Source organism: Neorhizobium populisoli, assembly GCF_019430945.1.
GTDB lineage: Bacteria > Pseudomonadota > Alphaproteobacteria > Rhizobiales > Rhizobiaceae > Neorhizobium > Neorhizobium populisoli.
Window position 1 is genome coordinate 546,719 of the sequence record NZ_JAHYCB010000002.1, and the last position, 24,147, is coordinate 570,865.

General features: G+C 61.2%; 34 protein-coding genes. 18 read left to right on the forward strand and 16 right to left on the reverse strand.

Going from position 1 to position 24,147, the window contains the following annotated elements:
- The first annotated feature begins 59 nt into the window (after positions 1 to 59).
- From KX729_RS06910 to KX729_RS06920, 3 genes are read left to right on the forward strand one after another with little or no spacing between them, the layout of a single operon-like run.
- Positions 60 to 974: a c-type cytochrome gene (locus KX729_RS06910; protein ID WP_219741687.1), complete on the forward strand. Its 915-nt coding sequence runs from the start codon at positions 60 to 62 to the stop codon at positions 972 to 974.
- Between the two features lie 40 nt (positions 975 to 1,014).
- Positions 1,015 to 1,269, forward strand: a complete 255-nt coding sequence (locus KX729_RS06915) for a type II toxin-antitoxin system HicA family toxin (protein WP_219741688.1) — start codon at positions 1,015 to 1,017, stop codon at positions 1,267 to 1,269.
- Positions 1,266 to 1,598, forward strand: a complete 333-nt coding sequence (locus KX729_RS06920; RefSeq protein WP_219741689.1) for a type II toxin-antitoxin system HicB family antitoxin — start codon at positions 1,266 to 1,268, stop codon at positions 1,596 to 1,598. Before KX729_RS06915 ends, KX729_RS06920 begins: the two co-directional genes overlap by 4 nt.
- A gap of 23 nt (positions 1,599 to 1,621) precedes the next feature.
- Here KX729_RS06920 and KX729_RS06925 read toward each other — a convergent pair whose 3' ends face one another.
- Positions 1,622 to 2,122, reverse strand: a complete 501-nt coding sequence (locus KX729_RS06925; protein WP_219741690.1) for a GNAT family N-acetyltransferase — start codon at positions 2,120 to 2,122, stop codon at positions 1,622 to 1,624.
- 190 nt (positions 2,123 to 2,312) lie between these two features.
- Positions 2,313 to 3,275, reverse strand: coding sequence for a prolyl aminopeptidase (pip, locus tag KX729_RS06930; protein ID WP_219741691.1), 963 nt, complete (start codon positions 3,273 to 3,275; stop codon positions 2,313 to 2,315).
- Between the two features lie 88 nt (positions 3,276 to 3,363).
- Here pip and KX729_RS06935 point away from each other — a divergent pair, with 88 nt between their 5' ends.
- Positions 3,364 to 3,630 (forward strand): type II toxin-antitoxin system ParD family antitoxin, encoded by a 267-nt coding sequence (locus KX729_RS06935; RefSeq protein WP_219741692.1) that lies wholly within the window; start codon positions 3,364 to 3,366, stop codon positions 3,628 to 3,630.
- 8 nt (positions 3,631 to 3,638) lie between these two features.
- The gene (locus KX729_RS06940) at positions 3,639 to 3,950 is read left to right on the forward strand and encodes a type II toxin-antitoxin system RelE/ParE family toxin (RefSeq protein ID WP_219741866.1); all 312 of its coding nucleotides are present in this window, start codon (positions 3,639 to 3,641) and stop codon (positions 3,948 to 3,950) included.
- On the opposite strand, the gene KX729_RS06945 is transcribed toward KX729_RS06940, so the two are convergent.
- Positions 3,947 to 4,363 (reverse strand): MerR family transcriptional regulator, encoded by a 417-nt coding sequence (locus KX729_RS06945; RefSeq protein WP_219741693.1) that lies wholly within the window; start codon positions 4,361 to 4,363, stop codon positions 3,947 to 3,949. The two genes, KX729_RS06940 and KX729_RS06945, sit on opposite strands and share 4 nt — an antisense overlap.
- An 84-nt stretch (positions 4,364 to 4,447) precedes the next feature.
- Between KX729_RS06945 and KX729_RS06950 the strand changes: the two genes are divergently transcribed.
- Entirely contained in the window at positions 4,448 to 4,684 is a 237-nt protein-coding gene (locus KX729_RS06950; RefSeq protein ID WP_219741694.1) for a hypothetical protein, read from the forward strand.
- 53 nt (positions 4,685 to 4,737) lie between these two features.
- Here the strand turns inward: KX729_RS06950 and KX729_RS06955 are convergent, their stop codons facing one another.
- The gene (locus KX729_RS06955) at positions 4,738 to 5,325 is read right to left on the reverse strand and encodes a hypothetical protein (RefSeq protein ID WP_219741695.1); all 588 of its coding nucleotides are present in this window, start codon (positions 5,323 to 5,325) and stop codon (positions 4,738 to 4,740) included.
- Between the two features lie 154 nt (positions 5,326 to 5,479).
- Between KX729_RS06955 and dmeR the strand changes: the two genes are divergently transcribed.
- Together dmeR and dmeF are read left to right on the forward strand one after the other, a co-directional pair.
- On the forward strand, positions 5,480 to 5,752 hold the full coding sequence (dmeR, locus tag KX729_RS06960; RefSeq protein ID WP_219741696.1) for a Ni(II)/Co(II)-sensing transcriptional repressor DmeR: 273 nt from the start codon (positions 5,480 to 5,482) through the stop codon (positions 5,750 to 5,752).
- A 39-nt stretch (positions 5,753 to 5,791) separates the two neighbouring features.
- A complete protein-coding gene (dmeF, locus tag KX729_RS06965) occupies positions 5,792 to 6,781 on the forward strand; it encodes a CDF family Co(II)/Ni(II) efflux transporter DmeF (RefSeq protein WP_219741697.1) in 990 nt (329 codons plus the stop codon).
- Between the two features lie 13 nt (positions 6,782 to 6,794).
- On the opposite strand, the gene KX729_RS06970 is transcribed toward dmeF, so the two are convergent.
- From KX729_RS06970 to KX729_RS06990, 5 genes are all read right to left on the reverse strand, one after another.
- The gene (locus KX729_RS06970; RefSeq protein WP_219741698.1) at positions 6,795 to 7,058 is read right to left on the reverse strand and encodes a hypothetical protein; all 264 of its coding nucleotides are present in this window, start codon (positions 7,056 to 7,058) and stop codon (positions 6,795 to 6,797) included.
- Between the two features lie 143 nt (positions 7,059 to 7,201).
- Entirely contained in the window at positions 7,202 to 7,735 is a 534-nt protein-coding gene (locus tag KX729_RS06975) for a hypothetical protein (protein ID WP_219741699.1), read from the reverse strand.
- A gap of 10 nt (positions 7,736 to 7,745) precedes the next feature.
- Entirely contained in the window at positions 7,746 to 8,261 is a 516-nt protein-coding gene (locus tag KX729_RS06980; RefSeq protein ID WP_219741700.1) for a DUF1697 domain-containing protein, read from the reverse strand.
- 263 nt (positions 8,262 to 8,524) lie between these two features.
- Positions 8,525 to 10,633 (reverse strand): S9 family peptidase, encoded by a 2,109-nt coding sequence (locus tag KX729_RS06985; protein ID WP_219741701.1) that lies wholly within the window; start codon positions 10,631 to 10,633, stop codon positions 8,525 to 8,527.
- Positions 10,634 to 10,826: 193 nt separating this feature from the next.
- Positions 10,827 to 11,078, reverse strand: coding sequence for a hypothetical protein (locus KX729_RS06990; protein WP_219741702.1), 252 nt, complete (start codon positions 11,076 to 11,078; stop codon positions 10,827 to 10,829).
- A gap of 126 nt (positions 11,079 to 11,204) precedes the next feature.
- Here KX729_RS06990 and KX729_RS06995 point away from each other — a divergent pair, with 126 nt between their 5' ends.
- Positions 11,205 to 11,591 carry a DUF930 domain-containing protein gene (locus tag KX729_RS06995; protein WP_219741703.1) on the forward strand — a complete coding sequence of 129 codons (387 nt, stop codon included), beginning with the start codon at positions 11,205 to 11,207 and terminating at the stop codon, positions 11,589 to 11,591.
- A 54-nt stretch (positions 11,592 to 11,645) separates the two neighbouring features.
- On the opposite strand, the gene KX729_RS07000 is transcribed toward KX729_RS06995, so the two are convergent.
- From KX729_RS07000 to KX729_RS07010, 3 genes are all read right to left on the reverse strand, one after another.
- Positions 11,646 to 12,902, reverse strand: coding sequence for an NAD(P)/FAD-dependent oxidoreductase (locus KX729_RS07000; RefSeq protein WP_376775932.1), 1,257 nt, complete (start codon positions 12,900 to 12,902; stop codon positions 11,646 to 11,648).
- 31 nt (positions 12,903 to 12,933) lie between these two features.
- Entirely contained in the window at positions 12,934 to 14,115 is a 1,182-nt protein-coding gene (locus KX729_RS07005) for an AI-2E family transporter (protein ID WP_376775933.1), read from the reverse strand.
- A 96-nt stretch (positions 14,116 to 14,211) separates the two neighbouring features.
- Positions 14,212 to 15,099: a VOC family protein gene (locus tag KX729_RS07010; protein WP_219741704.1), complete on the reverse strand. Its 888-nt coding sequence runs from the start codon at positions 15,097 to 15,099 to the stop codon at positions 14,212 to 14,214.
- A 190-nt stretch (positions 15,100 to 15,289) separates the two neighbouring features.
- Here KX729_RS07010 and KX729_RS07015 point away from each other — a divergent pair, with 190 nt between their 5' ends.
- Entirely contained in the window at positions 15,290 to 15,700 is a 411-nt protein-coding gene (locus KX729_RS07015) for a universal stress protein (RefSeq protein ID WP_219741705.1), read from the forward strand.
- 103 nt (positions 15,701 to 15,803) lie between these two features.
- Positions 15,804 to 16,469, forward strand: coding sequence for a PAQR family membrane homeostasis protein TrhA (gene trhA, locus KX729_RS07020; protein ID WP_219741706.1), 666 nt, complete (start codon positions 15,804 to 15,806; stop codon positions 16,467 to 16,469).
- A gap of 6 nt (positions 16,470 to 16,475) precedes the next feature.
- Here trhA and KX729_RS07025 read toward each other — a convergent pair whose 3' ends face one another.
- Positions 16,476 to 16,955, reverse strand: coding sequence for a hypothetical protein (locus KX729_RS07025; RefSeq protein ID WP_219741707.1), 480 nt, complete (start codon positions 16,953 to 16,955; stop codon positions 16,476 to 16,478).
- 117 nt (positions 16,956 to 17,072) lie between these two features.
- Between KX729_RS07025 and KX729_RS07030 the strand changes: the two genes are divergently transcribed.
- Genes KX729_RS07030 through KX729_RS07040 form a run of 3 tightly spaced genes read left to right on the forward strand, consistent with a single transcriptional unit; the run spans position 17,073 to position 18,200 of the window.
- Positions 17,073 to 17,576 carry a GNAT family N-acetyltransferase gene (locus tag KX729_RS07030; RefSeq protein ID WP_219741708.1) on the forward strand — a complete coding sequence of 168 codons (504 nt, stop codon included), beginning with the start codon at positions 17,073 to 17,075 and terminating at the stop codon, positions 17,574 to 17,576.
- A gap of 55 nt (positions 17,577 to 17,631) precedes the next feature.
- On the forward strand, positions 17,632 to 17,886 hold the full coding sequence (locus KX729_RS07035; protein ID WP_219741869.1) for a type II toxin-antitoxin system ParD family antitoxin: 255 nt from the start codon (positions 17,632 to 17,634) through the stop codon (positions 17,884 to 17,886).
- A gap of 5 nt (positions 17,887 to 17,891) precedes the next feature.
- The gene (locus KX729_RS07040) at positions 17,892 to 18,200 is read left to right on the forward strand and encodes a type II toxin-antitoxin system RelE/ParE family toxin (RefSeq protein WP_219741709.1); all 309 of its coding nucleotides are present in this window, start codon (positions 17,892 to 17,894) and stop codon (positions 18,198 to 18,200) included.
- On the opposite strand, the gene KX729_RS07045 is transcribed toward KX729_RS07040, so the two are convergent.
- Positions 18,197 to 18,829, reverse strand: a complete 633-nt coding sequence (locus KX729_RS07045; RefSeq protein ID WP_219741710.1) for a LysE family translocator — start codon at positions 18,827 to 18,829, stop codon at positions 18,197 to 18,199. The genes KX729_RS07040 and KX729_RS07045 overlap by 4 nt on opposite strands.
- A gap of 185 nt (positions 18,830 to 19,014) precedes the next feature.
- Between KX729_RS07045 and KX729_RS07050 the strand changes: the two genes are divergently transcribed.
- Positions 19,015 to 19,917 carry a DMT family transporter gene (locus KX729_RS07050; protein ID WP_219741711.1) on the forward strand — a complete coding sequence of 301 codons (903 nt, stop codon included), beginning with the start codon at positions 19,015 to 19,017 and terminating at the stop codon, positions 19,915 to 19,917.
- Positions 19,918 to 19,930: 13 nt separating this feature from the next.
- Here the strand turns inward: KX729_RS07050 and KX729_RS07055 are convergent, their stop codons facing one another.
- Positions 19,931 to 20,461, reverse strand: a complete 531-nt coding sequence (locus KX729_RS07055; RefSeq protein ID WP_219741712.1) for a MarR family winged helix-turn-helix transcriptional regulator — start codon at positions 20,459 to 20,461, stop codon at positions 19,931 to 19,933.
- A 94-nt stretch (positions 20,462 to 20,555) separates the two neighbouring features.
- On the opposite strand from KX729_RS07055, the gene KX729_RS07060 reads away from it, so the two are divergent.
- The gene (locus tag KX729_RS07060; protein ID WP_219741713.1) at positions 20,556 to 21,503 is read left to right on the forward strand and encodes a DMT family transporter; all 948 of its coding nucleotides are present in this window, start codon (positions 20,556 to 20,558) and stop codon (positions 21,501 to 21,503) included.
- A 53-nt stretch (positions 21,504 to 21,556) separates the two neighbouring features.
- On the opposite strand, the gene KX729_RS07065 is transcribed toward KX729_RS07060, so the two are convergent.
- Entirely contained in the window at positions 21,557 to 22,183 is a 627-nt protein-coding gene (locus KX729_RS07065; RefSeq protein WP_219741714.1) for a DUF1062 domain-containing protein, read from the reverse strand.
- A 401-nt stretch (positions 22,184 to 22,584) separates the two neighbouring features.
- On the opposite strand from KX729_RS07065, the gene KX729_RS07070 reads away from it, so the two are divergent.
- Both KX729_RS07070 and KX729_RS07075 read left to right on the forward strand, forming a co-directional pair.
- Complete coding sequence (locus KX729_RS07070) at positions 22,585 to 22,995, forward strand: (R)-mandelonitrile lyase (protein ID WP_219741870.1); 411 nt, start codon at positions 22,585 to 22,587, stop codon at positions 22,993 to 22,995.
- A gap of 113 nt (positions 22,996 to 23,108) precedes the next feature.
- Positions 23,109 to 23,978 (forward strand): aldose 1-epimerase family protein, encoded by an 870-nt coding sequence (locus tag KX729_RS07075; protein ID WP_219741715.1) that lies wholly within the window; start codon positions 23,109 to 23,111, stop codon positions 23,976 to 23,978.
- Positions 23,979 to 24,147 lie beyond the last annotated feature (169 nt).

The window sequence follows — 24,147 nt, forward strand, 5'->3', positions numbered from 1 at the left end:
TCGGGCGCACAAAGGACGCTCCAGCTCTTTATGCTGTAGATGAGCGGACGGAGATGGCAATGGCCTCGGTTCTATCGAAAATTCTCGGTGCGGGCGTGGTGATCGTCGCCGTCGGCGCCGCTGCCGCCTGGTTTCTCACCAAGCCCGATCCGCATCCCGATAGTTACTGGGCCAATCTCGGCACGCCCGATCTCGCCAAGGGCGAACAGCTCTTCTGGGCTGGCGGTTGCGCCAGCTGTCATGCCGCCACCGGCGCTTCCGGTGATGCGTTGAAAGTGATGTCCGGCGGCCGGGCGCTGCCGAGCCCGTTCGGCACGTTCCATATTCCGAATATCTCGCCAGATCCGAAGGCCGGTATCGGCGGCTGGACGCTGGCGCAGTTCGGCAATGCCATGACCCGCGGCGTCGGCCCAAATGGCGAACATCTTTACCCGTCCTTCCCATACGGTTCCTATGCGCGCCTGCCGGCAAAGGACGTCAACGACCTCTTCGGTTACCTGAAGACGCTGCCCGCCAGCCAGAATATCGCCCCGCCGCACGAACTGGGCTTCCCGTTCAACATCCGCATGGCGGTAGGCGGCTGGAAATTCCTCTATTTCAACGACCAGCCGCGCGTGCAGCTCGCCTCCGCCGACGACAAGCTCAAGCGCGGTCAGTTCCTCGTCGAAGGCCCCGGCCATTGCGGCGAATGCCACACCCCGCGCGACGCCATGGGCGGCTTCCTGCCCGGCAAGTGGCTGGCCGGCGGCCCGAACCCGGAAGGCAAGGGCACCATCCCCAACATCACCCCCGGCGGCGATCTGGGCTCCTGGAGCGAGGGCGATATCACCAACTATCTCGAAACGGGTTTCACCCCCGATTTCGACACGGCGGGCGGCTCGATGGTGGAAGTACAGCAGAACATCGCGCATCTGCCGAAAGGCGATATCGAGGCGATCGCGGCTTATCTGAAGGCGGTGCCTTCGGTGAAGTGAGATGCTTGCAAAAAATGCTATCATTCGCTAAATTGCTTGTATGAACAGCAAGCACCGCAAGACGCTGGAAACTGTCTTTCGAGATCCAGTATCTGGGACGCTCGAATGGGCGGCCATCGAGAGTCTGCTTGCTGCAGTCGGTTGCGCTGTTATCGAGGGAAGCGGTTCTCGCGTTCGTTTTGACAAGAACGGCGAGATTGAGAACTTTCACCGGCCGCATCCGGCGAAGGAAGCAAAACGCTATCAGGTGCGGGCTGCGCGGTCTTACTTGATCCGTCTAGGGATAACGCCATGACCAATGTGATGACTTACAAGGGCTACTCTGCCCGCATTGAATACGATGACGAAGACGGCATCTTGTTTGGCCGGCTTGCCGGAATTCGCGATGGCGTCGGCTTTCACGCGGACAATGTCGAGGAATTACGGGCAGCGTTCCATGAAGCCGTGGACGACTACATCGAAACCTGCGCCAAAATCGGCAAGGAGCCGCAAAAACCTTATTCAGGCAAGATGATGTTCCGGGTCGATCCCGATGTTCATCGTCGCGCCGCTCTCGCCGCCGAACTTTCGGGCAAGAGCCTCAATGAATGGGCGGGCGAAGTTCTGGCCAAGGCCGCCGGATAGGCCCTGGCCGATCTCCTGGCGCTTTAAGCCAGCGCTTGCGTATACCGCATGCCGGTCACCGGGCGCGGCACGAAATCCATGTGTTCGTAGAAGCGGTGGGCGGCGAAGTTGCCGGTGGCGGCGCTGACCGAAAGATAGCCGCAGCCAGCGTTTTTCGCCATTTCGCGGGCGCGTGCCACCAGATGCTGGCCGGTGCCGTGGCCGCGATGGCCGTCACGCACGAAGAGGTGGTGCAGGTCCATGCCGCGACTGCCTTCCTGCGCGCGGTAGAGCGGCACGAGGATGGCGTAACCGATCAGTTCCGAACCGGCCTCGGCAACGAGCGCGGTGATCCACGGAATCGGTCCGAAGAGGTCGCGCTCAAGCTTTTCGGGCGTCATCGCGGCGGGATCGCTGTGATGGGCGGCCAGCAGCGCGATCATTTCGTTGAGCGCCGGCAGGTCGCGCGGCTTGGCACTGCGGATCGTCACAACGGATGGGCGGGGCAGGGTGATTTCGGTATCGAGGATTGTATTGGGGGTCATGTCCGGCATTCCTTTTTCGGTCTTGTCGTGCCGTCAGGTGCCGTTTGATACAACAAAGCCGCCTGACGGCGGCTTGTTGACATTGTGATCTGTCGAGCCGCCCTTTACAGGTAGGCCCAAAAATACGAGCAGGAGATGGTGGTGCGCGTCTTGATCATGGCGGCTTAGATGCGCCCGAATCCGGGACTTGTCAAGCGACCTCTACGAAACGATTAACGGCATTCGCGATCGCCTCCGCCATGCCGCTATCGCCGGTCGAATGCCCGGCATTTTCCAGCAGCACCAGTTCGCAGCCGGGCCAAACGTGGGAAAGCTCGAACGCCGTCTTCGGCGGCCCCTGCAGATCGAGCCTGCCCTGGATCAGCACACCGGGAATGCCGGCCAGCTTATGCGCCTCGCGCAGCAATTGCCCATCCTCCAGCCAGGCGCGATGGTGGAAGTAATGGACGCAGAGCCGCGCACGGGCGAGGGCGAAAACCGGATCGCGCCAGCGCTCCGGCAATCCAGCCTGCGGCTCGGCGGAGATGGAGCCCGCCTCCCAGACATGGAAATCGAAAGCGGCCTTTTGCCGGACGGCCGGATCGGCGTCGTTCAGCAGCGCATGATAAGCGGCGACCGGATGCAGTTGCCGCAACGCTTCGGGGACGGCCGCCACGAACCGCTCATGCGCCTCGGGCAGAAACAGCGCCATGCCACTATAGAGCCAGTCGATCTCCGACCAGCGCGTCGTCGTAACCCCGGCCAGCACCATTGCCGAGACCTGATCGCAAAACGCTTGCGCATAGGCCAGCGCCAGCGTCGCGCCCCAGGACGAACCGAAAACCAGCCAGCGCCCGATGCCGAGCCTTTCCCGCAGCGCCTCGATATCGCCGATCAGATGCCCGGTCGTATTGTCCGCAAGCGTGTTGGAAAACTCGGCGGCACTCGGCGTGCTTTGCCCGCAGCCGCGTTGGTCGAACTGGACGATATGCCAGACGGCCGGATCGAAATGCCGCCGCACGCTGTCCGACATGCCTGAGCCCGGCCCGCCATGCACAAGCAGCGCGGGCTTGCCCATCGGATTACCGGAAAGGGCGAAGAAAATCCGGTTGCCGTCCGGGCGCTCCAGAAAGCCGGTCTCGTAGGGCGCAAGGGGAGGGAAGAGGTCAGGCATGGCACAAATCCGTTTTGAGCTACCGCATGCTCGCCTATCATATATTGACAATAGATGTTACGATTGCCGCAGAACGAGGATCATCGCTTTGACCAGCATTGCATTGAATGAACATTACGAACGCTTCATCAAAAAGCAGCTGGATTCCGGCCGTTACAACAACGCCAGTGAAGTCGTGCGCGCCGGACTTCGCATGCTTGAGGATTTCGAAGACGCGCGCGAAAAGTGGCTTCGCGATGAAATTCCGGGGCGGTTTGCCGAACTACAATCTGATCCCGCCAAGGCAGTTCCGCTGGATACCGCTTTTGCTCGGCTTGAGGCCAGGCACAAGGCTCGCACTGCGCAGGATAAATAGTGCTCACCATGCGCCATGAAGTTGTACTCCATGCGTTGGCGGAAGAAGAACTCGGTCAACTTTATGACTATATTGTCGGGAACTCAGGTCCGGTAATTGCGTGGAAATACATTCTGGGTGTGCGCCAATTCATCGAAGGACTGGCCGATTTTCCCGAGCGTGGAACGATCCGGGAAGGCTCGGTGCCGGGCCTGCGGATTATCGGATATCGCCGCAGCCTCAGTATCGCATTTCATTTTCACGAGGGCCGCGTCGTGATCCTTGGCTTCTTCTACAACGGTCGCCTTGCAACATCGGAAATTCTCGAAGAACGGCTTTAGTGCTCCCCGCCACATAGCCCGTGGTCGGACAGCGACCGGATCACATAACATTCCTCGATCGAATGGCCGCCGTCGCAATGGGAGACGATGCGGGCGAGTTCTTCCTCCAGCTTCTTCAGCTTCTCGATCTTTTCCCGGACGGCGGAAAGGTGGTCGGCAGCGATGCGGTCGGCGTCGGCGCAGGGCAGGTTCGGGTGCTGGCTGAGCGCGATCAGTTCGCGGATCGCCTGAATGTCGAGGCCGAGGTCGCGGGCATGGCGGATGAAGGCGAGTCGCTCGAGATCGGTCCGTTCATAGCGTCGCTGATTGCCCTCGGATCGCTCGGCCGCGTCCAAGAGGCCCATCTGCTCGTAATAACGGATCGTGGGCACCTTGACGCCGGTGCGCCGTGAAAGATCGCCAATCGACAGCATTGCCGGAAAATCCCCTTGAAGCTCTAGTGACTATAGGGATTATCTAGTACGTCACCGGAGACTAGACAAGCGGAGAGGTGACGGATGCCCATGTATTACAGCCATTGCGGGCGCGAAACGGCGCTCAAAAATATCGCAAGACTGTTTTGGGGCCTCGTCGCCCTGGCGGCAGGCTTCTGGCTGCTGTTGGCAATGGAAATGTTGCGCGGCCTGAAAACGATGCCGGGGGCGGAATGGGAGCGCGAGGCTGAACCCGAAGGTCGCGCTTCCCATCATCCGCCCCTGGCCGTCGCCAATGACAATCCGGCTGGAGGTCGGTAGGATTGCCGGCGAAACGACTGCGTCGAAAGTGGCGGGCCGCAGCCTTTAGATGATTATGCGGAGAACAGGTCGTCCTCGTTCTTCTTCGATCCGGCCTTGGCCGTCGGCTGAACACCGCCCAATGGAGCATTGCCGGCCTGGGCGCCACCCTGCTGGGTGTCTCCCGCGCCGGCACCCATGTTCATCGCCGTATCCTGCTTCTTGCCGTTGACTCCCATGGCTTCGAGGATCGCCTTGCGGATTTCCGCTTCGACGGCTTCGCGTTCTTCCGGCGACATGGCGGCAAGACTGTCTTCGCTGAGGCCGTGGGCTTCCAGATACTGGTCGCGGATGCGTTCGGCGAGCGTCTTCTTGGACATGTCCATGAACTGGTCTTCGATCGCCGTCGACGGCGCATCGCCCAGCCATGTATCGCCGGCTGGCTGGTCGACCTCGACGCCCTGGCTTTCCATCGACCACAGCGCGTCGGCAAGTTTGGCGCCGAATACGGTGTCGCTGCCGGTTATGCCGCCGGAACCGGCCTGGCGCGGCAGACTATTGGCGTCGCCGCCTTCGCTGCTGCCGCCCTTGCCGTTTTTATTGCCGGAAATGTTCAGAAGTGAAGGTACGTAATATGGGTTGGTGCTGCCAATCGTCGTCATCGCGGTCGTCCTCGCCCGGTGAGTCCTCAACTGACGATTGGCTTAGGTTCCCAAACCTGCACGAGGCTTTCGGATTTGATCATCGTCAACCGGTCGTTTGCATTTCGGGCATATCTCGTATAGGGTACCCCCCTATACTAAACCGGAGAAAACCGTGGCGCATACGATCCGCGAAAAGACAAAGCTTCTGGCGCGGGTGCGCCGGCTGAAGGGACAGATGGAAGCGGTGGAGCGCGCGCTGGAGGCGGAACGTCCCTGCGGCGAGGTGCTGCAATTGCTGGCCTCGATCCGCGGCGCGCTGAACGGGCTGACCGGCGAGGTGATGGAAGATCACCTGCACGAACACGTGGTGCATGCGGCGGATGAGACGGAGCGGGCGCAGGCGGCGCAGGAGCTCGCCGAAGTGCTGCGCACCTATATGCGCTGAATTTCAGCGCCGAAGATTGAAGATCGAAGGAGAATAGAGATGGCGCAGACCCTCGAGGATATGAGGCATGAACATGTGTTTCTGGGCGCCGATCACCAGCGCAACGAACGCCGCGTCTGGCTGGTGATCGCGCTCACCGCATCGATGATGGTGGCGGAAATCGTCGCCGGCTCGATGTTCGGTTCGATGGCGCTGACGGCGGACGGCTGGCACATGTCGACTCATGCGGGCGCCATGCTGATCTCGGCGCTGGCCTATCTTTACGCCCGCCGCCAGGCAAAGAACCCGCGCTATACGTTCGGCACCGGCAAGCTGGGTGATCTCGCCGGTTTTGCCAGTGCCATCGTGCTGGCCCTGGTGGCGCTGATGATCGCCTGGGAAAGCCTGTTGCGCCTTGCCAATCCGGTGGCGATCGATTTCGACCAGGCCATCCTCGTGGCGGTCATAGGCCTGGCGGTCAACCTCCTCAGTGCCTGGCTGCTGAAGGAAGATCATGGTCGCCATGCGGGGCATCACGGCGGTCACCACGGCCACCGCGGCGGCCATCACGGAGGTCACGATCATGCCGGCCACCATGGCCATCACGACCGGGCGCGCGGCAAGGACCACAATCTGCGCGCCGCCTATCTGCATGTCCTGGCCGATGCTTTGACTTCGGTGCTGGCGATTGCCGCCCTGCTGCTCGGCCGGTCCTATGGCTGGAATGCGCTCGACCCGATCATGGGCATTGTCGGCGGTCTGGTGATTGCCCGCTGGTCCTGGGGATTGATCCGCTCGACGGCAACCGTGCTGCTCGACGCGCAGGCGGACGAGGAGGGGCTGGCGGAAAAGATTCGGGCGCAGGTGGAAACGGAAGAGGATCGCATTTCGGACCTGCATGTCTGGCAGGTCGGGCCGGGCCATCACGCCGCGATCGTGGCGCTGGTCGCTTCAAGGCCCCAATCGCCGTCCTTCTACAAGGAGAAGCTCCGGGGCATCCGGGATTTGTCGCATGTTACCGTCGAAGTCACGCCGAAGGTCGCGGCGTAACGGAAGTTCGAAATCAGGCGAATTCTTCGTAGGCGCCGGCGACCCAGTCGCTCGACATGGCCGGCATGTGTTCGGAGAAGGAGGCGGCATCGCCCGTCTCCACCGCCCACAGTGCGTTGGCCAGCGAAGACGACAACAGCGTGCTGCTGCCGGTAATCGCGTCAGCGGAACGCTGGAACGTCACGGTCTCGCGCGGAGCCGCTTCTTCGGTTTTCCGGTCCATTTCGACAGTCCGGTTCGGGTAGTGATAGCCGTTGAGGCCGCTATCGATCTTCATGGCGGTACGCCCGTCTCCAAATTAGTTAACAAATGGTTAACGCATGAAGCTTGCGCGAGGCTTGCGTCCGCCGTGGCGGTTTGATGACAGGGGCTTGACAAAAATGACGCCTGACCCGTCGGGGTGCGGCGGTCCCTATTCGTTCAGGTTCGCAGGAATTTGTCGACAATCGCGGCGGTCAGTCGTTGATTGTTGCGGTACCAGCCATCGTCGGTGAAGAAGACCGGCTCGCCTAAGTCCCAGCCACTCATGCTGAAATCGCTCTGGCGGGAGAAGAAGTCGATGAATTCCGCTTCCGTTGTCCATGTGGCGATCGGGGTGCCGGGATAGGAGCCATCCTGGATATCGCAAAGGATCACGCCGTCTTGCGTGCGGATCAGGCCATGGCCGCAGAAATCCCGATGGGACTGGTGGATCAGGCCTTCGCCGATCTCGGCTTCGGCAAGCTTGTGCCACAGGCGCCGCGCCCGTTCTGCACCGAGAGCCTTGCGGGAAAGCCCGTCGCGCAATTCCGCGTGCCGCCGGTCCATCTCCTCATCGGTCGCGTCGACGACGGGGTAGGGCGGCCATTCCGGCTTGTTCCGGTTGCGACGCTGTTTCCAGATCGACCAGGAAAGCCGGCCGACGATTGCGACGATGATGGCATAACAGACGATCGGAATAAGGATGCCGGCCATGCCCTTATCCTCACCCTTCCATCGCCCGCGCCATCTCGGCGAGCTTGCGGACGGTGTTGAGATTGCGCGAGGTGCCGGCCTTCAACGCCGGCAGCCTCAGCTTCGATTTCCCCGAGCCGATCGGATAATGCACATAGATCTCGCGGTCGGCGACCACAGCCTCTTCATCGTCCGGCGCCACCATGCCGTCGAGCGCATTCTTCGGCGCCTTTTCATTCAGGAAATGCACCAGCAGGAAATTCGGCTTGGCGTCAGGGAAGGGCGCGTTTTGCGCGATCTCTTCCATTTCTTTCGTGCTGCGAACCATGACGCCCGGCTTCTTGCCGAACTTTTCGCCCAGCGCATCGTCGAGAAGGTCCGCGACCGCCTGTTCCTTGTCGTCGGAGCGGAAGAGGACATTACCGCTCTGGATATACGTTTTGACGTCGGTGAAGCCGAGGGTTTCGCAGATGGACTTGAGTTCGGTCATCGGGAGCGGGGTGCCGGTGACGTTTACGGCGCGCAGCAGGGCGATGTAGGCGGGCATGCGGGGTTCCTCTCTTTGAGCGGCACTATCGGCGGCGTACCGCGCCATACCCCCCTCTGCCCTGCCGGGCATCTCCCCCACAAGGAGGGAGATTACAGGTGGCGTAACCTTTCCGCCAATCTATCGTCTACTGCGCGGCTACTGAAGATGCGTTGCCAGGTTCTTTGCTTGGGGAAACCAGCGCCCCCAGCCAATCTCCCCCCTTGTGGGGGAGATGCCCGGCAGGGCAGAGGGGGGTGCCATAGGGCACACACCTCAACACCTCACATCTTCCCCGCCATCTTGATCGCAAACGCATACTCAAACGCGATCTCCTCCAACCTTTGGAAGCGCCCCGACTTGCCGCCATGGCCGGCCGTCATGTTGGTCTTCAGCAGATACGGCCCACCCTCCGGCGCCATCTCGCGCAGCTTTGCCACCCACTTTGTTGGCTCCCAATAGGTCACCCGCGGGTCCGTCAGGCCGGAGATCGCCAGGATCGGCGGATAGGGTTTTGCCGCGATATTGTCATAGGGCGAATAGGCGGCGATCCACTGGTATTCTTCGAGGCTGTCGATCGGGTTGCCCCATTCCGGCCATTCCGGCGGGGTGAGCGGCAGCGTGTCGTCGAGCATCGTGTTCAAGACGTCGACGAAGGGCACGGCGGCGATGATGCCGGCGAATTTTTCCGGCGCCATGTTGGCGATGCCGCCCATCAGCATGCCGCCGGCCGAGCCGCCCTCGGCGATGATGTTCGCGTAGGACGTGAACTTCTGCTCGTTCAGATAATCAGCCGCGGCGATGAAGTCTTTGAACGTGTTCGCCTTGTGCTCCATTTTGCCGTTTTCGTACCAGGCAAAACCCTTGTCCTTGCCGCCGCGGATATGGGCGATGGCGTAGACGAAGCCGCGGTCGGCAAGCGACAGGTTGTTGGTCGAGAACGAGGCCGGGATGGTGATGCCGTATGCGCCATAGCCATAAAGCAGGCAGGGCGCCGAACCGTCGAGCGGCGTGTCTTTCCGGTAGAGCAGCGAGACCGGCACCAGTTCGCCGTCATGTGCCGGCGCCATGACCCGGCGGGTGACGTAGTCGTCCGGATTGTGGCCAGACGGCACTTCCTGCGTCTTGAGCAGCGTGCGCTCGCGGGTGACCATATTGTAGTCGAACAGCTGCGACGGCGTCGTCATCGACGAATAGGAGAAGCGGATGACGTTCGACTCGTATTCGGCAGCGCCCTGCAGACCCAACGAATAAGCTTCTTCGGCGAAGGCGATGGCGTGCTGTTCGCCGCTCTTGCGGTCCAGGATGATGATCTGCGGCAGGCCGTCCTTGCGCTGCAGCCAGAGCAGATGGCCGGCAAACGCCATGTGGCTGATGATCAGACGACCCGGCTCGTGCGGTACGAGTTCAATCCAGTTTTCCTTGCCCGGCGCGTTGACCGGGGTCTGCATGATCTTGAAATCCTTCGCATCGCCGGCATTGGTCAGGATGTAGAAGACGTCGCCGCCTTCCGTCATCGAATATTCGATGCCTTCCTCGCGCTCGGCCACCAGCGCCGGCTCGGCCGTCAGGTCCTTGGTGGACAACAGCCGGTATTCCGAGGTTTCGTGGTCGTGGATGTCGATATAGATGAAATCGTCGAGCAGCGAGCCGCCGACGCCCATGAAGAAGCCCGGATCCTCTTCCTCATAAACCAGTCGATCTTCCGATTGCGGCGTGCCAACGACGTGATGGAAGACCTTGGAAGGCCGATGGTTTTCGTCCTGCAGCGTATAGAAGAAGCTCTTGCCGTCCGGTGCCCAGACCCCGCCGCCACCGGTGTTCTCGACCACGTCGGACAAGTCCTCGCCGGTCGCAAGATCGCGGATGCGCAGGGTGTAATATTCCGAACCCTTGTCGTCGTAACCCCAGATGCCGTGCGAATGGTCTGTCGTATGATCGATGCCGGACAGGCGGAAATAATCCTTGCCCACCGCTTCCTTGTCGCCGTCGAGCAGGACCAGCTTATCGCCACCGTCGCGCGGAGTGCGGAAATAATGCGGCTGCTCGCCGCCGGTGACGAACAGCGAGCCATAAGCAAACGGCCCGTCCTTCATCGGCACCGAGGAATCGTCTTCCTTGATGCGGCCGCGCATCTCGGCAAACAGCGCCTTCTGTAGCGCGGCAGTATCGCCCATCGCCGCTTCCATATGGGCGTTTTCGGCCTCCAGATGCTTGCGGATTTCAGGGTCGAGGATCGACGGATCCTTGAACATCGCCTGCCAGTTATCGGCACGCAGCCAGGCATAATCGTCGGTGCGGGTGATGCCGTGACGCGTATCCGTCAGCGGCTTTTTCGGCGCGACGGGGGCGGTCGGAAGATTGGCGAAAGGCGACGGACGGGAGGTGGCCAAGGAAGCACTCCGGGAACAATGAAAGGAGTGCCAGAGATAGGGGGCGCATGCCTTGGTGGCAAGCGAGGAAAGGCGATGCGTTATTTCTTCTTCCGGTCGTGAAGAGCAGCATCCCGCTCGTTCTGCCACCAGACGAAGGCGGCGACACACGACACGCCTACAATAGGTGTCAGGAAGAGGATCAGATTCTCGATCATGCCTTCAACCTTTCGAGCGTTTTCATTGCAGCCAAATGTAATGCCAGGCCGAGAAGAAAACAAGCAAGAGGCGAGACAATCAGCCAAATTGGGCTCACCTGCGTGCTGATGTCGCCATATATCAAACGGGTTGTGGGCGTGAGTACCCCAACGAGGATCACACCGATCCCGATATTGTTCAGGAATGTCGCGCGTAGCTTGATCTGCTCCTTTGTTGCATCCGATAATTGGGTTGCCGTGCTTTCCATTTATCAAACACCCTCAAATCACCCCAACCGTTCACAACATCTTATTTCGCGTTCTGGTAGGTGGTCAATTTGGCAGTCGTCCCCTAGTTTCCGCGCCATCCTTGAGTCATCGTGGATGGACCAAACATGAAGAAGACCCTGTCGCTGGTGGCTTTTGCCCTGTTTTCCGTGTCGAGCGCCCATGCGCTCGATGCCCGCATCGTCAGGCAGCTCGATGCGCTTGCCCCGGACGAACGTCGCGAGCAGCGCTGCGATATGGAAGCGGCCGATCGCATCCGCAAGGAAGGCGATTTCAAGCCGGACAAGGTGATCGCCTATGCGTTCGGCGATACGATCGAGGCGGGGAACGCAATCCGCGCGCCGGGCGCCGTCTTCCGTGCCGGTGGTGACTGGTATCGCCTGAAGTTCAAGTGCGAAACGGGCGAGGAAGGCCTGAAGATCATGTCCTTCGACTTCAAGATCGGCGACAAGGTGCCGAAGGAGCAGTGGGAAAGATACTACCTCTACGACTGATCCAGTTTTTGGCTAAAAGGTCGGGAATCCTAGGTCAGGAGTAATATGCATTGGTCAGGCCGGCGGAGTTCGCTTCGGCCGGTCGAGAGCAAAATCCTCGAACCAGGCCTGGCTGTCGCCGGCAATCATCGCGGCGATCATCCGCGAGGCGAGGTAGGAGAAGGTGATGCCGTTGCCGCCATAACCATAGGCGGCGAATATGTTCGGCGAACCGGGTACGGGGCCGATCAGCGGCAGGCCATCGGAGGTCTCGCCGAAGGCGCCGCACCAGGCATGCGAGATGGTCGCATTCGCCTTCGGCCAGAGCTTCGTCAGCTTTTCCTTGAGCTTCAGCGTCTTGTCCCACAACATCGCATCGCGCTTTTCCGGGTCGGCGATCTCTTCGTCCTCACCGCCGATGATGATGCGGTTGTCGGCTGTGACGCGCATGTAGAGATAGGGATCGCTCGCTTCCCAGATCAGTGCCCGTTCCGCCCAGAGACGATCCGGCGATTGCGGCACGGTCGACAGCGCAAAGCTCGAGGCCGTCGCATGGGTCTCCGGCATCACGAAATGCGGCATGACATAACCGGTCGCCAGCACCACCTGCGCAGCCTCGATCACGTAAGGCCCATCGGTCTCGATGACGACCCGCTTGCCTTCGTCGTGGAAATTGACCGCATTGGCGGCAATCATCCGGGCGCCGCGGGAAGCGGCAATATCGAGCAGCGACCAGCAGAGCAGCAGCGGATCCGCCTCCGCCGATCCGGGCGAAAGGATAGCCGCCTCGCGATCAAGGCCGAATTCTTTGCGCAGCGACAGATAGGGCAGGAAGACGCCCGGCAGACCGGCGCGGTGGCGAAGATCAAGCTCTTCCCGCAACTGCCTGTCTCCTGTCTCGCCGGCTGCGATGTAAAGCGTCGGGCGCGGATGGAAGACGCAGGCGATACGATGGATGGCAACGAGCTCGGCCAGCCCCGCCACAGCGGCGCGACTGCGGCGATAGACATGTGCCGCCGTCTCGAAGCCGTAAAGCGCCGTCAGGTCCGCCAGCGAACTGTCGGTTTCCCATTGCAGCATGGCTGTACTGGCCCGCGTGCTGCCGAGCCCGAGCTGCTCCCGGTCGATCACCACCACCTCGTGGCCGAGCGATGTCAGGTGTTCGGCGGCAAGTGCGCCGGTAATGCCGCCGCCGACCACCGCCACATCGGTGGATATGCTTTCCGTCAGGGCCACCCGCTCGGGGGCTTTCAGATGCATGCCCCAGGGCGAGCGTCCGGTCAGAAGATCGTCATGACTGGTGTTTTCGAAACTAAGGCTTGAAGCACTCAATACACAGATCCTTTCGTTTCCAGATGGCCGCTCAGCCTGGAAGATGCGGCGTCGTTTTCCGTTCCGGGAAGAGTTCCGAGATGATCGTCATGACGATCAGCGACAGCGGCAGCGCCAGCATGGCGCCCACCGCGCCCCACATCCAGGTCCAGAACAGGATGGCGAGAAAGACGATGAATGGGTTGATCTCCCACTGCCGGCCCATGACCGCCGGAAACACCAGGTTTTCCATCGCCAGATGGATGGAGAAGAAGATGAAGGCCGGGATCAGCCCAATGATCAGTGCATCATGGGTGAGGATGCCGGCGATCGCCACGGCGACCGTCATCAGGGTAATGCCGATGAACGGAATGAAACTGGACAGGAACGCGAACACGCCCCACAGGAGCGGCATGGAGAGCCCGCCGAAATAGGCGATCAGCGTCATGCTGATGCCGAGCGCGAAATACAGCATGCTGGCGGTGGCGAAATAATAACCGAGCACCTGATCAACCGAGTTCAAAACCCGGATCGTGGTGAGCCGCTGCTTGCGGGTCGGAAAGGCCATGATAAGCGTCTTGCGCAGCTTCAGCCGGCCGTAGAGGAAAAGCAGCAGTGCCGCGAAAAAGATCATCCCCTGGATGATTGCCGGCGTCAGCTGGGAGGTGACGATCCCAATCACATTGCCGGAATTCTCGATCAGCTTGTCCATCGACATCTGGCTGTTCTGGAAGGTGGCGGGCGAAATATTCAGCCAATGCTGGCTTTCGAGGAACGGCGTCACGCGCTGCATCGTCCGTTCGACGAAATTGGGCCCTTCCTTCACCAGCGTCGCGACAGGTTGTGCCAGCGAGTTGACGACCAGGAACAGGATGGCGAAGACCAGCGACGACAGGATGAAGGCGATGCCGGCGCGTGGCACGCCGGAACGGCCCATCTTGTCGGCTGCAAGACCGAGGATCAGGCCGACGACGATCGCCAGCGTCACCGGAATGAGGATCAGCGACATGTAATGAACGAGCGCGAAGAACATCATCCCGAAAATGCCGACCACCGCCCAGGCCTTGGCAACTTCCAGCGCCTCGCGGCCAAGCACATGCGGTTCGCTCATCTCACCGGCCTCTTCGGCAAGTGCGGCCTCCCGGCGGGCGACGGCTTCGCGCCGCGCTGCCGCCGTCTCGAACATCTGTTTCCTTGCCGGCTTCAATTGGCCGCGCGCGCTCGCAATCGCCATGATCTATCCCTGAATGCCCCTCTGACAGCGCATGAACGCAAAAACGGCGCTCCGGTTCCGGAACGCCGCTTTTGCGAAGAGGGAATGTTGAGAGGCTCAGGCGGCCAGCGTCAGACCGATGCCCCAGGGGTCCTTCAGCGAGTACCCCTCTGCCGTTTTCGTTGTGGCGATTTCCTGTGCGTCGAGCGCCTTCAGAGCCTGTTCGAGAGCGGCCGGATCATTGAAGCGGACCTCGTAGTCGGAAAGCCCGGTCGTGTTGCCCTGACGCGCCTGCGCACCGCGGCTGTTCCAGATATTGGCGGCGATATGGTGATGGTAGCCGCCGGTCGCAAAGAAGCTCGCACCGGGATACCGCGCCATGACCTTCAGACCCAGCACGTCGCGATAAAACGCATCCGCCTGCTGAATATCGCCGACCTGCAGGTGGATATGGCCGATCGCGGTGCCATGTGCCATACCGCTCCAGGTCTCACGCGGCGCCTCGTCGTAAAGCGCTTGCAGGTTCAGTCTTTCGGTTGCCATGGCGACGGTGCCGTCCTGCTGGTAGCTCCATTCCTCCAGCTGGCGGTCGCGATAGATTTCGATCCCGTTGCCTTCCGGGTCCGAGAGGTAAAGCGCCTCGCTGACCAGATGGTCGGAGGCGCCATCCAGGCGGATGTCGTTATGGGCGGCATTGGCCAGCCAATGGGCAAGCTCGATGCGGTTGGGAACCAGGAAGGCGGTGTGGAAAAGACCGGCGGCATTGCGCGGCGCACGAACGACGTTCTTGTTGGTCGTCAGGGCCAGCAGCGGCTTGCCGTCGACGCCCAGAACTTCGCCGCTCTCGGTTCTTTCGATGACCTTGAGGCCGATGATCTTCTGGTAGAAGGCGGAAACCGTGTGGAGGTCGTTGACGACCAGATGCGCACCGCGAACATGCGCAGGACGGGTGAGCGCAAAGGGTTGAACCGGGGCCTGGGTCAGAGTCTGCATTGCTTCGGACATCGATGAAATCCTCAAATGGTTAGGCGGCTTCCGTTGCCTGTTGGGATTTATATGGTCCATCCCCGTCGTTCACGATAGAGAGCAAAAACGCAATTGATTGTTTCGTATTTGTTGACGGCAGATTGATGCCCGTCAAGGCGGCGGCAAGGTCTTTCCCTTATGGACGGGCGAACCGATGAAGGAGAGTGAGATGTATCGGAAGATCATCGTTGCCGTGGATATCGCGCAACTGGACAAGGGCGAGCGCATCTTGCGCAGGGCAGCGACGCTGCTGAGCGACGGCGGCATCATTCTCCTTATCAACGTGGTGGAAGATCTGCCGGGCTATCTCGTCTCCGATCTCTCCGTGGAAATGACCGTCAAGGCGCGGCAGGAGGCGGAAGAGATGCTTATCGCTTTGAAGGCAAAAGCGGCGGTTCCCGCCAATATCGAAATCTGCCAGGGCTCGCCTGCACGGGAAATTTTAGGCGTCGCGCAGGAAGAACAGGCCGACCTGATCATGATCGCCTCGCATGTGCCGGACCTCTCCAACTATTTCATCGGCGCCACCGCGGACCGCATCGTCCGCCACGCCACCTGCTCGGTCCTGATCGACCGGTAAGGGCAGGACGCCGATTAATGGGAGATATCGAATGTGAAGCGCCACTCTCTTGCCTTCCTTCTTCATCACTCCCATTCTGAGACGAGGGAATGCGGAAGACGGCATGAGTGAACTTTTCAATTTCGGACGCAGATATGATTTCCACGAGATCGTCGCCGACGGCGTGATCAACGGCATCGGCATCATTTTCGCGCTGATCGGTGCGACGGCGCTGATCGTCTATGCCACCACATGGTCGAGCCATGGGGAGATCGCCGCCGCCTGGATCTACGGGCTCGGCCTGGTGCTCTGCCTGTCGATTTCCTTCACCTACAATATCTGGCCGTATTCGCGCACCAAGTGGATCCTGCGCCGCTTCGACCATTCGGCGATCTTTATTCTGATTGCCGCGACCTATACGCCGTTCCTGGAGCGTGGGGCGCATGATCCATGGATTTTCACGATGCTCATCGCCCTCTGGGCAACGGCGCTTGCCGGCATCGGGTTGAAATGCCTGTTTCCTGGCCGTTACGATCGGCTCGCCATCCTGCTTTATCTCGGCATGGGCTGGAGCGGTGTCATGGTCATGGAGCCGATATCGCAATATCTGCCCTCGGTCACCACATGGCTGATCGTCATCGGCGGGGTGATCTATTCCCTCGGCGTCATCTTCCACGTGTGGAACAGGCTGCGGTTTCAGAACGCCATCTGGCATGGTTTCGTGGTGGCCGCCGCCGCCGTGCATTACGGCGCGGTGATGACCTGTTTCAGCCTGTCGAACGGGGCGTGAAGGCAGTCATCGGGGGCAGCCGGCGGGTTTGAAGCTTTTCACCATCCGCTTGACGATCGGGTCGTACAGCTTGAGATCCTGCTTGCTATATTCCAGCATCAGGAAACCGGCGCTGTCGTCGCAAAGCTTGATCCCGCGGACATAGAGAATGCGGTCGCCCTTGGCGCCGGAATAGCTCGCCCATTCCGGCTCGACCCGCGAGTAGGATATCTCCCAGCCGTCATCCATCGCTCCCACGATGCGATTGGAGGCCTCGCCGTCGAAGGTCGTATCGAGAACGTGGGTGCCGAAGACGAGGATGCGGGTACCGTCCTTGCCGAGAAACGTGCCGCCATCGCCATTGTCCGGCGCCCGCTGCATGGCGAAGCCCGGCGGCATGTCGATCGTGTAGCCGAAGCGCGCATTGGCGAAAGGCTTCCAGTCTGCCGCGTGCACGGCCGCTGGACCTGCGAATATCAAACTCAAAACCACCAGGAAAAGCCGCATCGTCCATTCCCCTCCAAGCCTGCTTCACGCTATCAGAAGGGGACGCGGCCAACAATTCTGGACAGATTGCTGTCGTCTGATATGGTGGACGATAAGATACGATAGTGGATAATCCAAATGACTGAAATTCTGGTTCGCGACGCAACCGAAGCCGATCTCGCCATCATCATGGAGATCTATAACGACGCGGTCGCCAATACGACGGCGATCTGGAACGAGGTCCTGGTCGATCTGCAGAACCGCAAGGAATGGTTTGCGGCCCGCAAGGCACGGGGCTTCCCGGTTCTCGCAGCCGAGATGGACGGCCGCGTGGTCGGGTATGCCTCTTACGGCGACTGGCGCGCCTTCGACGGTTACCGCCATACGGTCGAACATTCGGTCTATGTCCACCGCGAAGCCCGCGGCGGCGGCATCGGTAAGCTGCTGATGCAGGAACTGATCGCCTGCGCCGCCTCCAACGGCGTGCATGTGATGATCGCCGCCATCGAATCCGAAAATGCCGCATCGATCCGCCTGCACGAAAAGCTCGGCTTCCACATTGCCGGCAAGTTCTCAGAGGTCGGCACCAAGTTCGGCCGCTGGCTGGACCTGACCTGCATGGAACGGAAGGTCTCCGGCTGATCGTTGATAAGGGCTGACGGGCTTGCTATCTTTGGAGAAGCACGGAGTGACGGCCATGACGATCAGCGCGAACCTTGGAAAACCTCTGGAAGATTATGTCGACGAACTGGTTAAATCCGGTCGGTTCAACTCCAGCAGCGATGTGTTGCGAGAAGGGTTGCGGCTTTTGAAGATCAAGGAGCGTCATCAGGCCGAGCTTGATGATGCACTCCAGGAAGGTCTCGCTGATGTCGAGGCGGGAAGAGTTATTCCTGCAGACGAGTTGCTGGCCTATTTCGAGGCCAAATATGCTGCTCCGGCGAAGGATTGAGGCAAGTGATTGTTGTCTTCACTGCGAGGGCACGCAACGATCTCGATCGAATCGGAACCTACATTCATCAAGACAATCCTCGAAGAGCGATAACCTTCGTGCGCGAGATTGTAGAGAGAAGCAAAAAGCTGGCAGATATGCCCCATCGTTTTTCGCTTGTGCCGGGCTATGAGAAAGCCGGCATCAGACGGGTGCCGCATGGCAACTATCTCATCTATTACAAGGTGACGGATCAGCGGATCGAAGTTCTAAGCGTCCTTCATGGCGCCCAGGACCACGACGCCATCCTCTTCCCCGAAGACGACGAAATCTAACTCCGCTGCAGTGCCAGATGCGCGCCCAGTCCGATCAGCAAGGCCCCGCCCGCCCGTTGCACCAGCCTTTGCGCCCGGCCGGAACGCTTCAGCCTCGCGACCACCGCACCCGCCAGAAACACGCAGACGATATCGGCCGACGAGAACATCAGGTTGCAGATCGTGCCCAGGATCGCGAATTGCAGCCAGACGGGAAAGGCCGCCGAGGCATCGACGAATTGCGGCAGGAAGGCCAGGAAGAACAGCGCCGTCTTCGGGTTCAGCACCTCCACCGTGATGCTTTCCAAAAAGGCGCGGCGGCCGGATTTGCGGCCGATCTCGGGAAGCTCCGTCTCGCCCGTCGCCCTGGCGCGAAACAGCGAAATACCGAGCCAGACGAGATAGGCAGCCCCCAACAGCTTGACGATCAGATAGAGCATCGGCACCGCATGGAAGAGCACGGAAAGCCCGGCGGCTGCCGCAAACACATGCACGTAACCACCGAGATGGATGCCGAACGAGGCCATCAGCCCCGACCAGCGCCCGCGCGCCATCGTCTGTGCCGCGGCATACAGCATGGCCGGACCTGGAATATAGGCGAAGACGGCGGTCGTGACGAAGAATGCGAGCAGGAGTTCGGTGGAGGGCATAGGCGGCTCCTTGAGGGGCGAGCTGCACTCTGTCCAAGCTTGCGCTTGATGGCAAGGCGGTCGAGCAGCGTTAGCCGCAGTCGCGATCTGCCGGATAGTTCGATCTCCATCGAAGCATTCCATTCGGCGGGCGGTTACAAGAAGCGCATCCCGATGTAAGACGCTCGATACCAGAGGAATGCGCCATGACTGAAACGCCGAAGCTCACCCGCGAACTTGCCCTGCTGCTCGTCCTCTCGACGCTGTGGGGCGCGTCCTATTCCTTCATCAAGCTTGGCGTCGAAACCATTCCGCCGGTGACGCTGATTGCAGTGCGCACCCTGATTGCCGGCATGATCCTGCTCGCGGTGATCCGCTGGCGCGGGCTCTCCCTGCCGCGCGACGGCGCGACCTGGCGGCGGTTCCTCATGCAGGCGATCTTCAACAGCACCATCCCCTTCACGCTGATCGCCTGGGCAGAGCAATATACGGATGCCGGGCTTGCCGCGATCCTCAATTCCACCACGCCGATCTTCGCTTTTTTCCTCACCGCGCTGATCACCCGCCACGAGCCGGTGACCGGGCGCAAACTGTTCGGTGTATTGGCGGGGATCGTCGGCATCTGCCTGGTCATCGGCGTGCCGGCGCTTTCCGGTGCCGGGAGCAATCTCACGGCGCAGCTCGCCATCGTGCTGGCGACAGTGTGTTATGCGGGCGCGGCGATCTTCGGCAAGCGTTTCAAGGGTCTCGACCCGATCATGCCGGCCGCTGGCTCGCTGATCTGCGGCGCCGCCATGCTGGTCCCGGCAAGCCTGATCATCGACCGGCCCTGGACGCTGTCGCCTTCCTTGGAATCGATCGCCGCCGTCACCGCACTTTCGGCCTTTTCCACCGCGCTGGCCTTCGTGATCTATTTCCGGCTGGTGCAGACGCTGGGCTCCGTCGCTGCCACCTCGCAGGCCTATCTGCGCGTGCCGGTAGGCGTGGCGATCGGGGTGATTTTCTTGGGCGAAACCCTGCAGCCGACCGCCTGGATCGGCCTCCTCTGCGTCGTCGCCGGCGTGGCCGCCATGACCCTGCCGGGCCGGCGCAAACCCGCCGCCGCCTGATCACTCCGCCCGGTCACTCAGCCTTGGCGAGGCTCGCCTCGACCACTGCCGCCAGCTCCCGCAGCAATTGCGTGAGCTGGCGTTTCTTGTCCGGATCGAACGCGGCGATTGCCGCCGCTTCGTTTGCCATGTCTTCGCGAAACGCAGCTTCGGCGCGAAGAATGCCGTCGTCGGTCAGCTGCACCGCAAGGCTTCGCCCGTCATTGTCGGATGGCACGCGTTTCACCAGCCCCGCCTTTTCCAGCCGGCCGAGCCGGTGGGTGAGGCTGCCGGAGGCGATCATCAGCGCCCGGTAAAGCTCGGTCGGCGTCAGCCTGTAGGGCGCGCCGGAACGGCGCAACGTCGCCACCACGTCGAACTCGCCGCGATCCAGCCCATGCGAGGCAAACGTCGCCTCGATCGACGGCGTTACCAAACGGGAAATCCGGTAGATGCGGCCGAGCACGTCCATCGGTGCCGTGTCGAGATCCGGCAGTTCTTTCGTCCATTGGGCGCGCGCCCGGTCCACATGGTCCAATCCAGTCTTCTCGCGCTCGTCTTGCATGACCGATTCCTTCGTCTCGATAAAACTATCTTGACATGAAGATAAATCGGGCGCAAATACCTTCACATGAAGATAACTCCGTGAGGACCGTGTCATGCTCTCTTTCGCTTCCGGAAAGTCGTTCGCAGTTCCGCTCTTCGTGCAGATGCTCGTCTGCTCCTTCCTCTGGGGCGCGGCCTTCATCCTTCTCAAGCTGGCGGGCACGTCGCTCTCGCCGCTGGCGCTCACCGCAATACGCGGCCTGATGGCCGGCACCCTGATCCTGCTGTTCATGGGCCTGACCGGCCACAACATCCTGCCGCGCGGTCGCGAGCTGCGCGATTGGATCGTGCTGGGTTTCCTGCAGGGCGTCGTGCCGAATACGCTGACGGCCTATGCCCTGACCCAGATTTCCGCCGGGCTCACCTCCATGCTGCAGGCCTCGACACCGCTGATCGTCGCAATCCTTGCCCAGGCACTGTTCGCCAGCGAGCGACTGACGCTGAAGACCGCGCTCGGCCTGCTGATCGGTTTCGGCGGCATGCTGCTTTTGATCGGCCCGGCCGCCTTCGGGGCGGGCAGCGTCAATCCGCAGGGCATCGCTTCCGTCGTGATCGTGGCGTTCAGCTATGCGCTCGGCACGCTTTACGTCCGCAGCATTCCGGGCGCTCAGCCGATCCGGCTCGCCGCCGGCCAGCAGCTGTTTTCCGGCCTGCCGACCTTCGCCGCCGTCATGCTGCTGACCGGCCCGTCCGGCTTCGCCCCGGCGCTCGATGCCCTGCCGCTCCTGCTCGTGCTCGGCATCTTCGGCACCGCCATGCCGATCGTCATCTACATGAACATCCTGAAAAAAGCCGGCCCGACGCTCGGCTCGATGAACGGCTATTTCCTGCCGCCCTGGACCATCCTGCTCGGTTTCGCCCTGCTCGGCGAACCGGTCAGTCTGCGGGAGGTTTTTGCCACGGTGATCGTGCTGTCCGGCGTGGCGCTGGTTTCGGTCAAGGTGGAAACGCTGCGGAGGCTTTGGGGGAGGGTGGTGCCGGTGCAGCCTAAGGTCTGCTGAACAGCCTTCTCCCGGCGGGGAGAAGGTCGTCCGATGTCGCGGAGTACCGGTGATCAGCCGCCCCGCGCCATCTGCCCGACGTTCATCCGCTCGGTCTCGTCGCGCAGGTTGAGGTAGATCACCGTGCCGTCACGGGTAGCTTTCCTGAGCATGTCCTTTCGTTCGGGTGTTGCGGCGATTTCCCCCGTCTCGAACAGGTACTGCAACCGGCTGCGGGAAAGCCCGAGTTCGGTGGCGAGCAGCCGGTCGAGCCTGATACCGGCGGGTGCGGGGAGCCTGAGACTGATCTCGATCCGTTGCCATTCGACGCCGCTCGACACGATCCGCCGATGCACTTCGACGTGCGCATCGTCCTCTATCCGTCCCGCGGCGGCACGCAATGCCTGAATGTCGAATTCAAGCCTGGCGACGAAGGAGGGCGTGCTCGCCTGCATCGCCTCGATCACCGCCGGATCGAGCGAGCGGACGCTTTGCCGCTCGAAGATCGTGCGGTTCCAAGTCCCGTCGCAGGAAGTGCATTTGTAGATGAGCCAGGCGTCGAGCCGCTTGCCGTTGGCGTTGAGGCGGATGCGGCCGCTGGATCGATAAGGCCTCGTATCGCCGCAATGGCTGCAGGCGAGGATCGGCCTTGGCGGAGTTCTGGAGATGATTGTCCATTCGATATGAAGAACGTTATGCATGCCGTTTTGATCTTCCGGTCAGGAAGTTCATGCGGGGAAACGGCACTCAAGAAGCCCGTTGCGGGCACGCGGTGTGGCGAAGGTCCGGACGTGGATTGGATCAAGCGAAGCGTCGGATGGTTCAGGGCGGGAAGGGCCGCACTGGCACGGTCAATGCCATACCGGTCTCAAGCCGCCACCCCGATGAACAAGCATTTCCAAGCAGGCGCCATGATTGGCATCTCCCGCATGGAAGGGTGAACCTGTCGAGACCGGGGATTACTTAGGCAAACTGGACCTCAAAAGCCGTCGCTTATGGGCCGCAATTGATAATCGAGTTGCGGCAAAAAGCAACCAGGAGGTCTCGTTCCATGGTACAGCGCACCTATATCCAGTTCACCAGCCAACCATGGAACACCATCATGGACATCAAACGCAGCGGCTCGCAGCCGTCCCGCACGCCACCGCAATATTTCACCGGCAAGGTCCGGCTCGATCCATTGAACGAGACGGCGCCGGAGCCGGCCCGGGCGCGGGTAATGTCGGTCACCTTCGAACCTGGCGCCCGCACGGACTGGCACACCCATCCACTCGGCCAGACGCTGATCGTCACCGCCGGTTCGGGCCTCGTGCAGGTCTGGGGCGAGCCGATCCGCTCGATCCGGCCGGGCGACGTCATCTGGTTTCCGCCGGGCGAAAAACACTGGCACGGCGCCGCTGCCACCACGGCCATGACCCATATCGCCATCCAGGAATCCTTGAACGGCAGCACAGCGGAATGGTTCGGCCCGGTGACCGACCTGCAATATGCCAGCGAGGTCGCCGACGACTGACGGGGGTGGCCACGGTAGGCCGATCCCGGAGCCGGATCGTCATCGAATGGAAACCACTGGCAGGCAGAATGCGCGCCGGAAATATACCGGAATCATCGACGACAGGAGCCGACATGTCCAGCCAGACCCGCATCGCCAATTCCCATCTCGCCGTCGATGTTTCCTCGCTCGGTGCGGAAATGCAGGCGTTGAATTCCGCCGATGGCAGGGCGTGGCTCTGGCATGGGGATGCCGCATTCTGGGGCGGGCGGTCGCCGATCCTGTTTCCGATGGTCGGCAAGGCGCCGGAAAACCGGATCAGCGTCGAGGGCAAGTCCTATGAAATGGGCCAGCACGGTTTTGCCCGGCGCAGCGAATTCACGCTTGCCGGATCGGATGCGGTCTCCTGCCGTTACGAGCTTGCCGCGTCTGATGCGACGCGGGCGGTCTATCCGTTCGAATTCCTGCTCGCCGTCACCCACGCGCTGGATGGCCTGAAGCTCACTGTTTCAGCGCAAGTGGAAAACCGCGACAGCCGGCCGATGCCCTTCGGCCTCGGTTATCACCCGGCTTTCCTCTGGCCGCTGCCGGGTGCGCAAGGTCGCGCCCATACGGTGACGCTGGACAATGGCGCCGAACCGGCGCTAACGCGTCTCGAAAACGGGCTGGTGAAGCCCGAAAAGCTTGCCTCGCCCTTCAAGAAAGGGAGCCTCACCCTCGACCATGGGATGTTCGAGGCGGATGCAATGATCTTCCCGGAAGGCGCCGGCACGGGACTGCTCTATGCTGCCGAAGGCGGCCCGGAGCTGAAATTCTCCTTCGAAAACCTGCCGAACCTGGCGCTGTGGCAAAAGCCCGGCGCGCCCTTCATCTGCATCGAGCCCTGGCAAGGCACGGCCGCAGAACTCGGCGGTTCCGATGATCTGGCCAAGCGCCCCTACAGCGTCACGCTGCAGCCGGGAGAAAAGGCGAGCTTTGCCTTCACCGTCGAGCTGCCGGCTTAAGGCGTTTCTGCATCACCGGCCGAAGATCGAAGGCGCGTCACCCGTTTGAGGGATGACGCCTTGCCTGCGAATGGCTAGAGCATTTCCAGCAAAAGTGCGAAGCGGTTTTGCGTCCGGAAATGCGTTCAAACAAAGACCTGGAGCATTTCCGCGATTCGAAGAAAAGCGA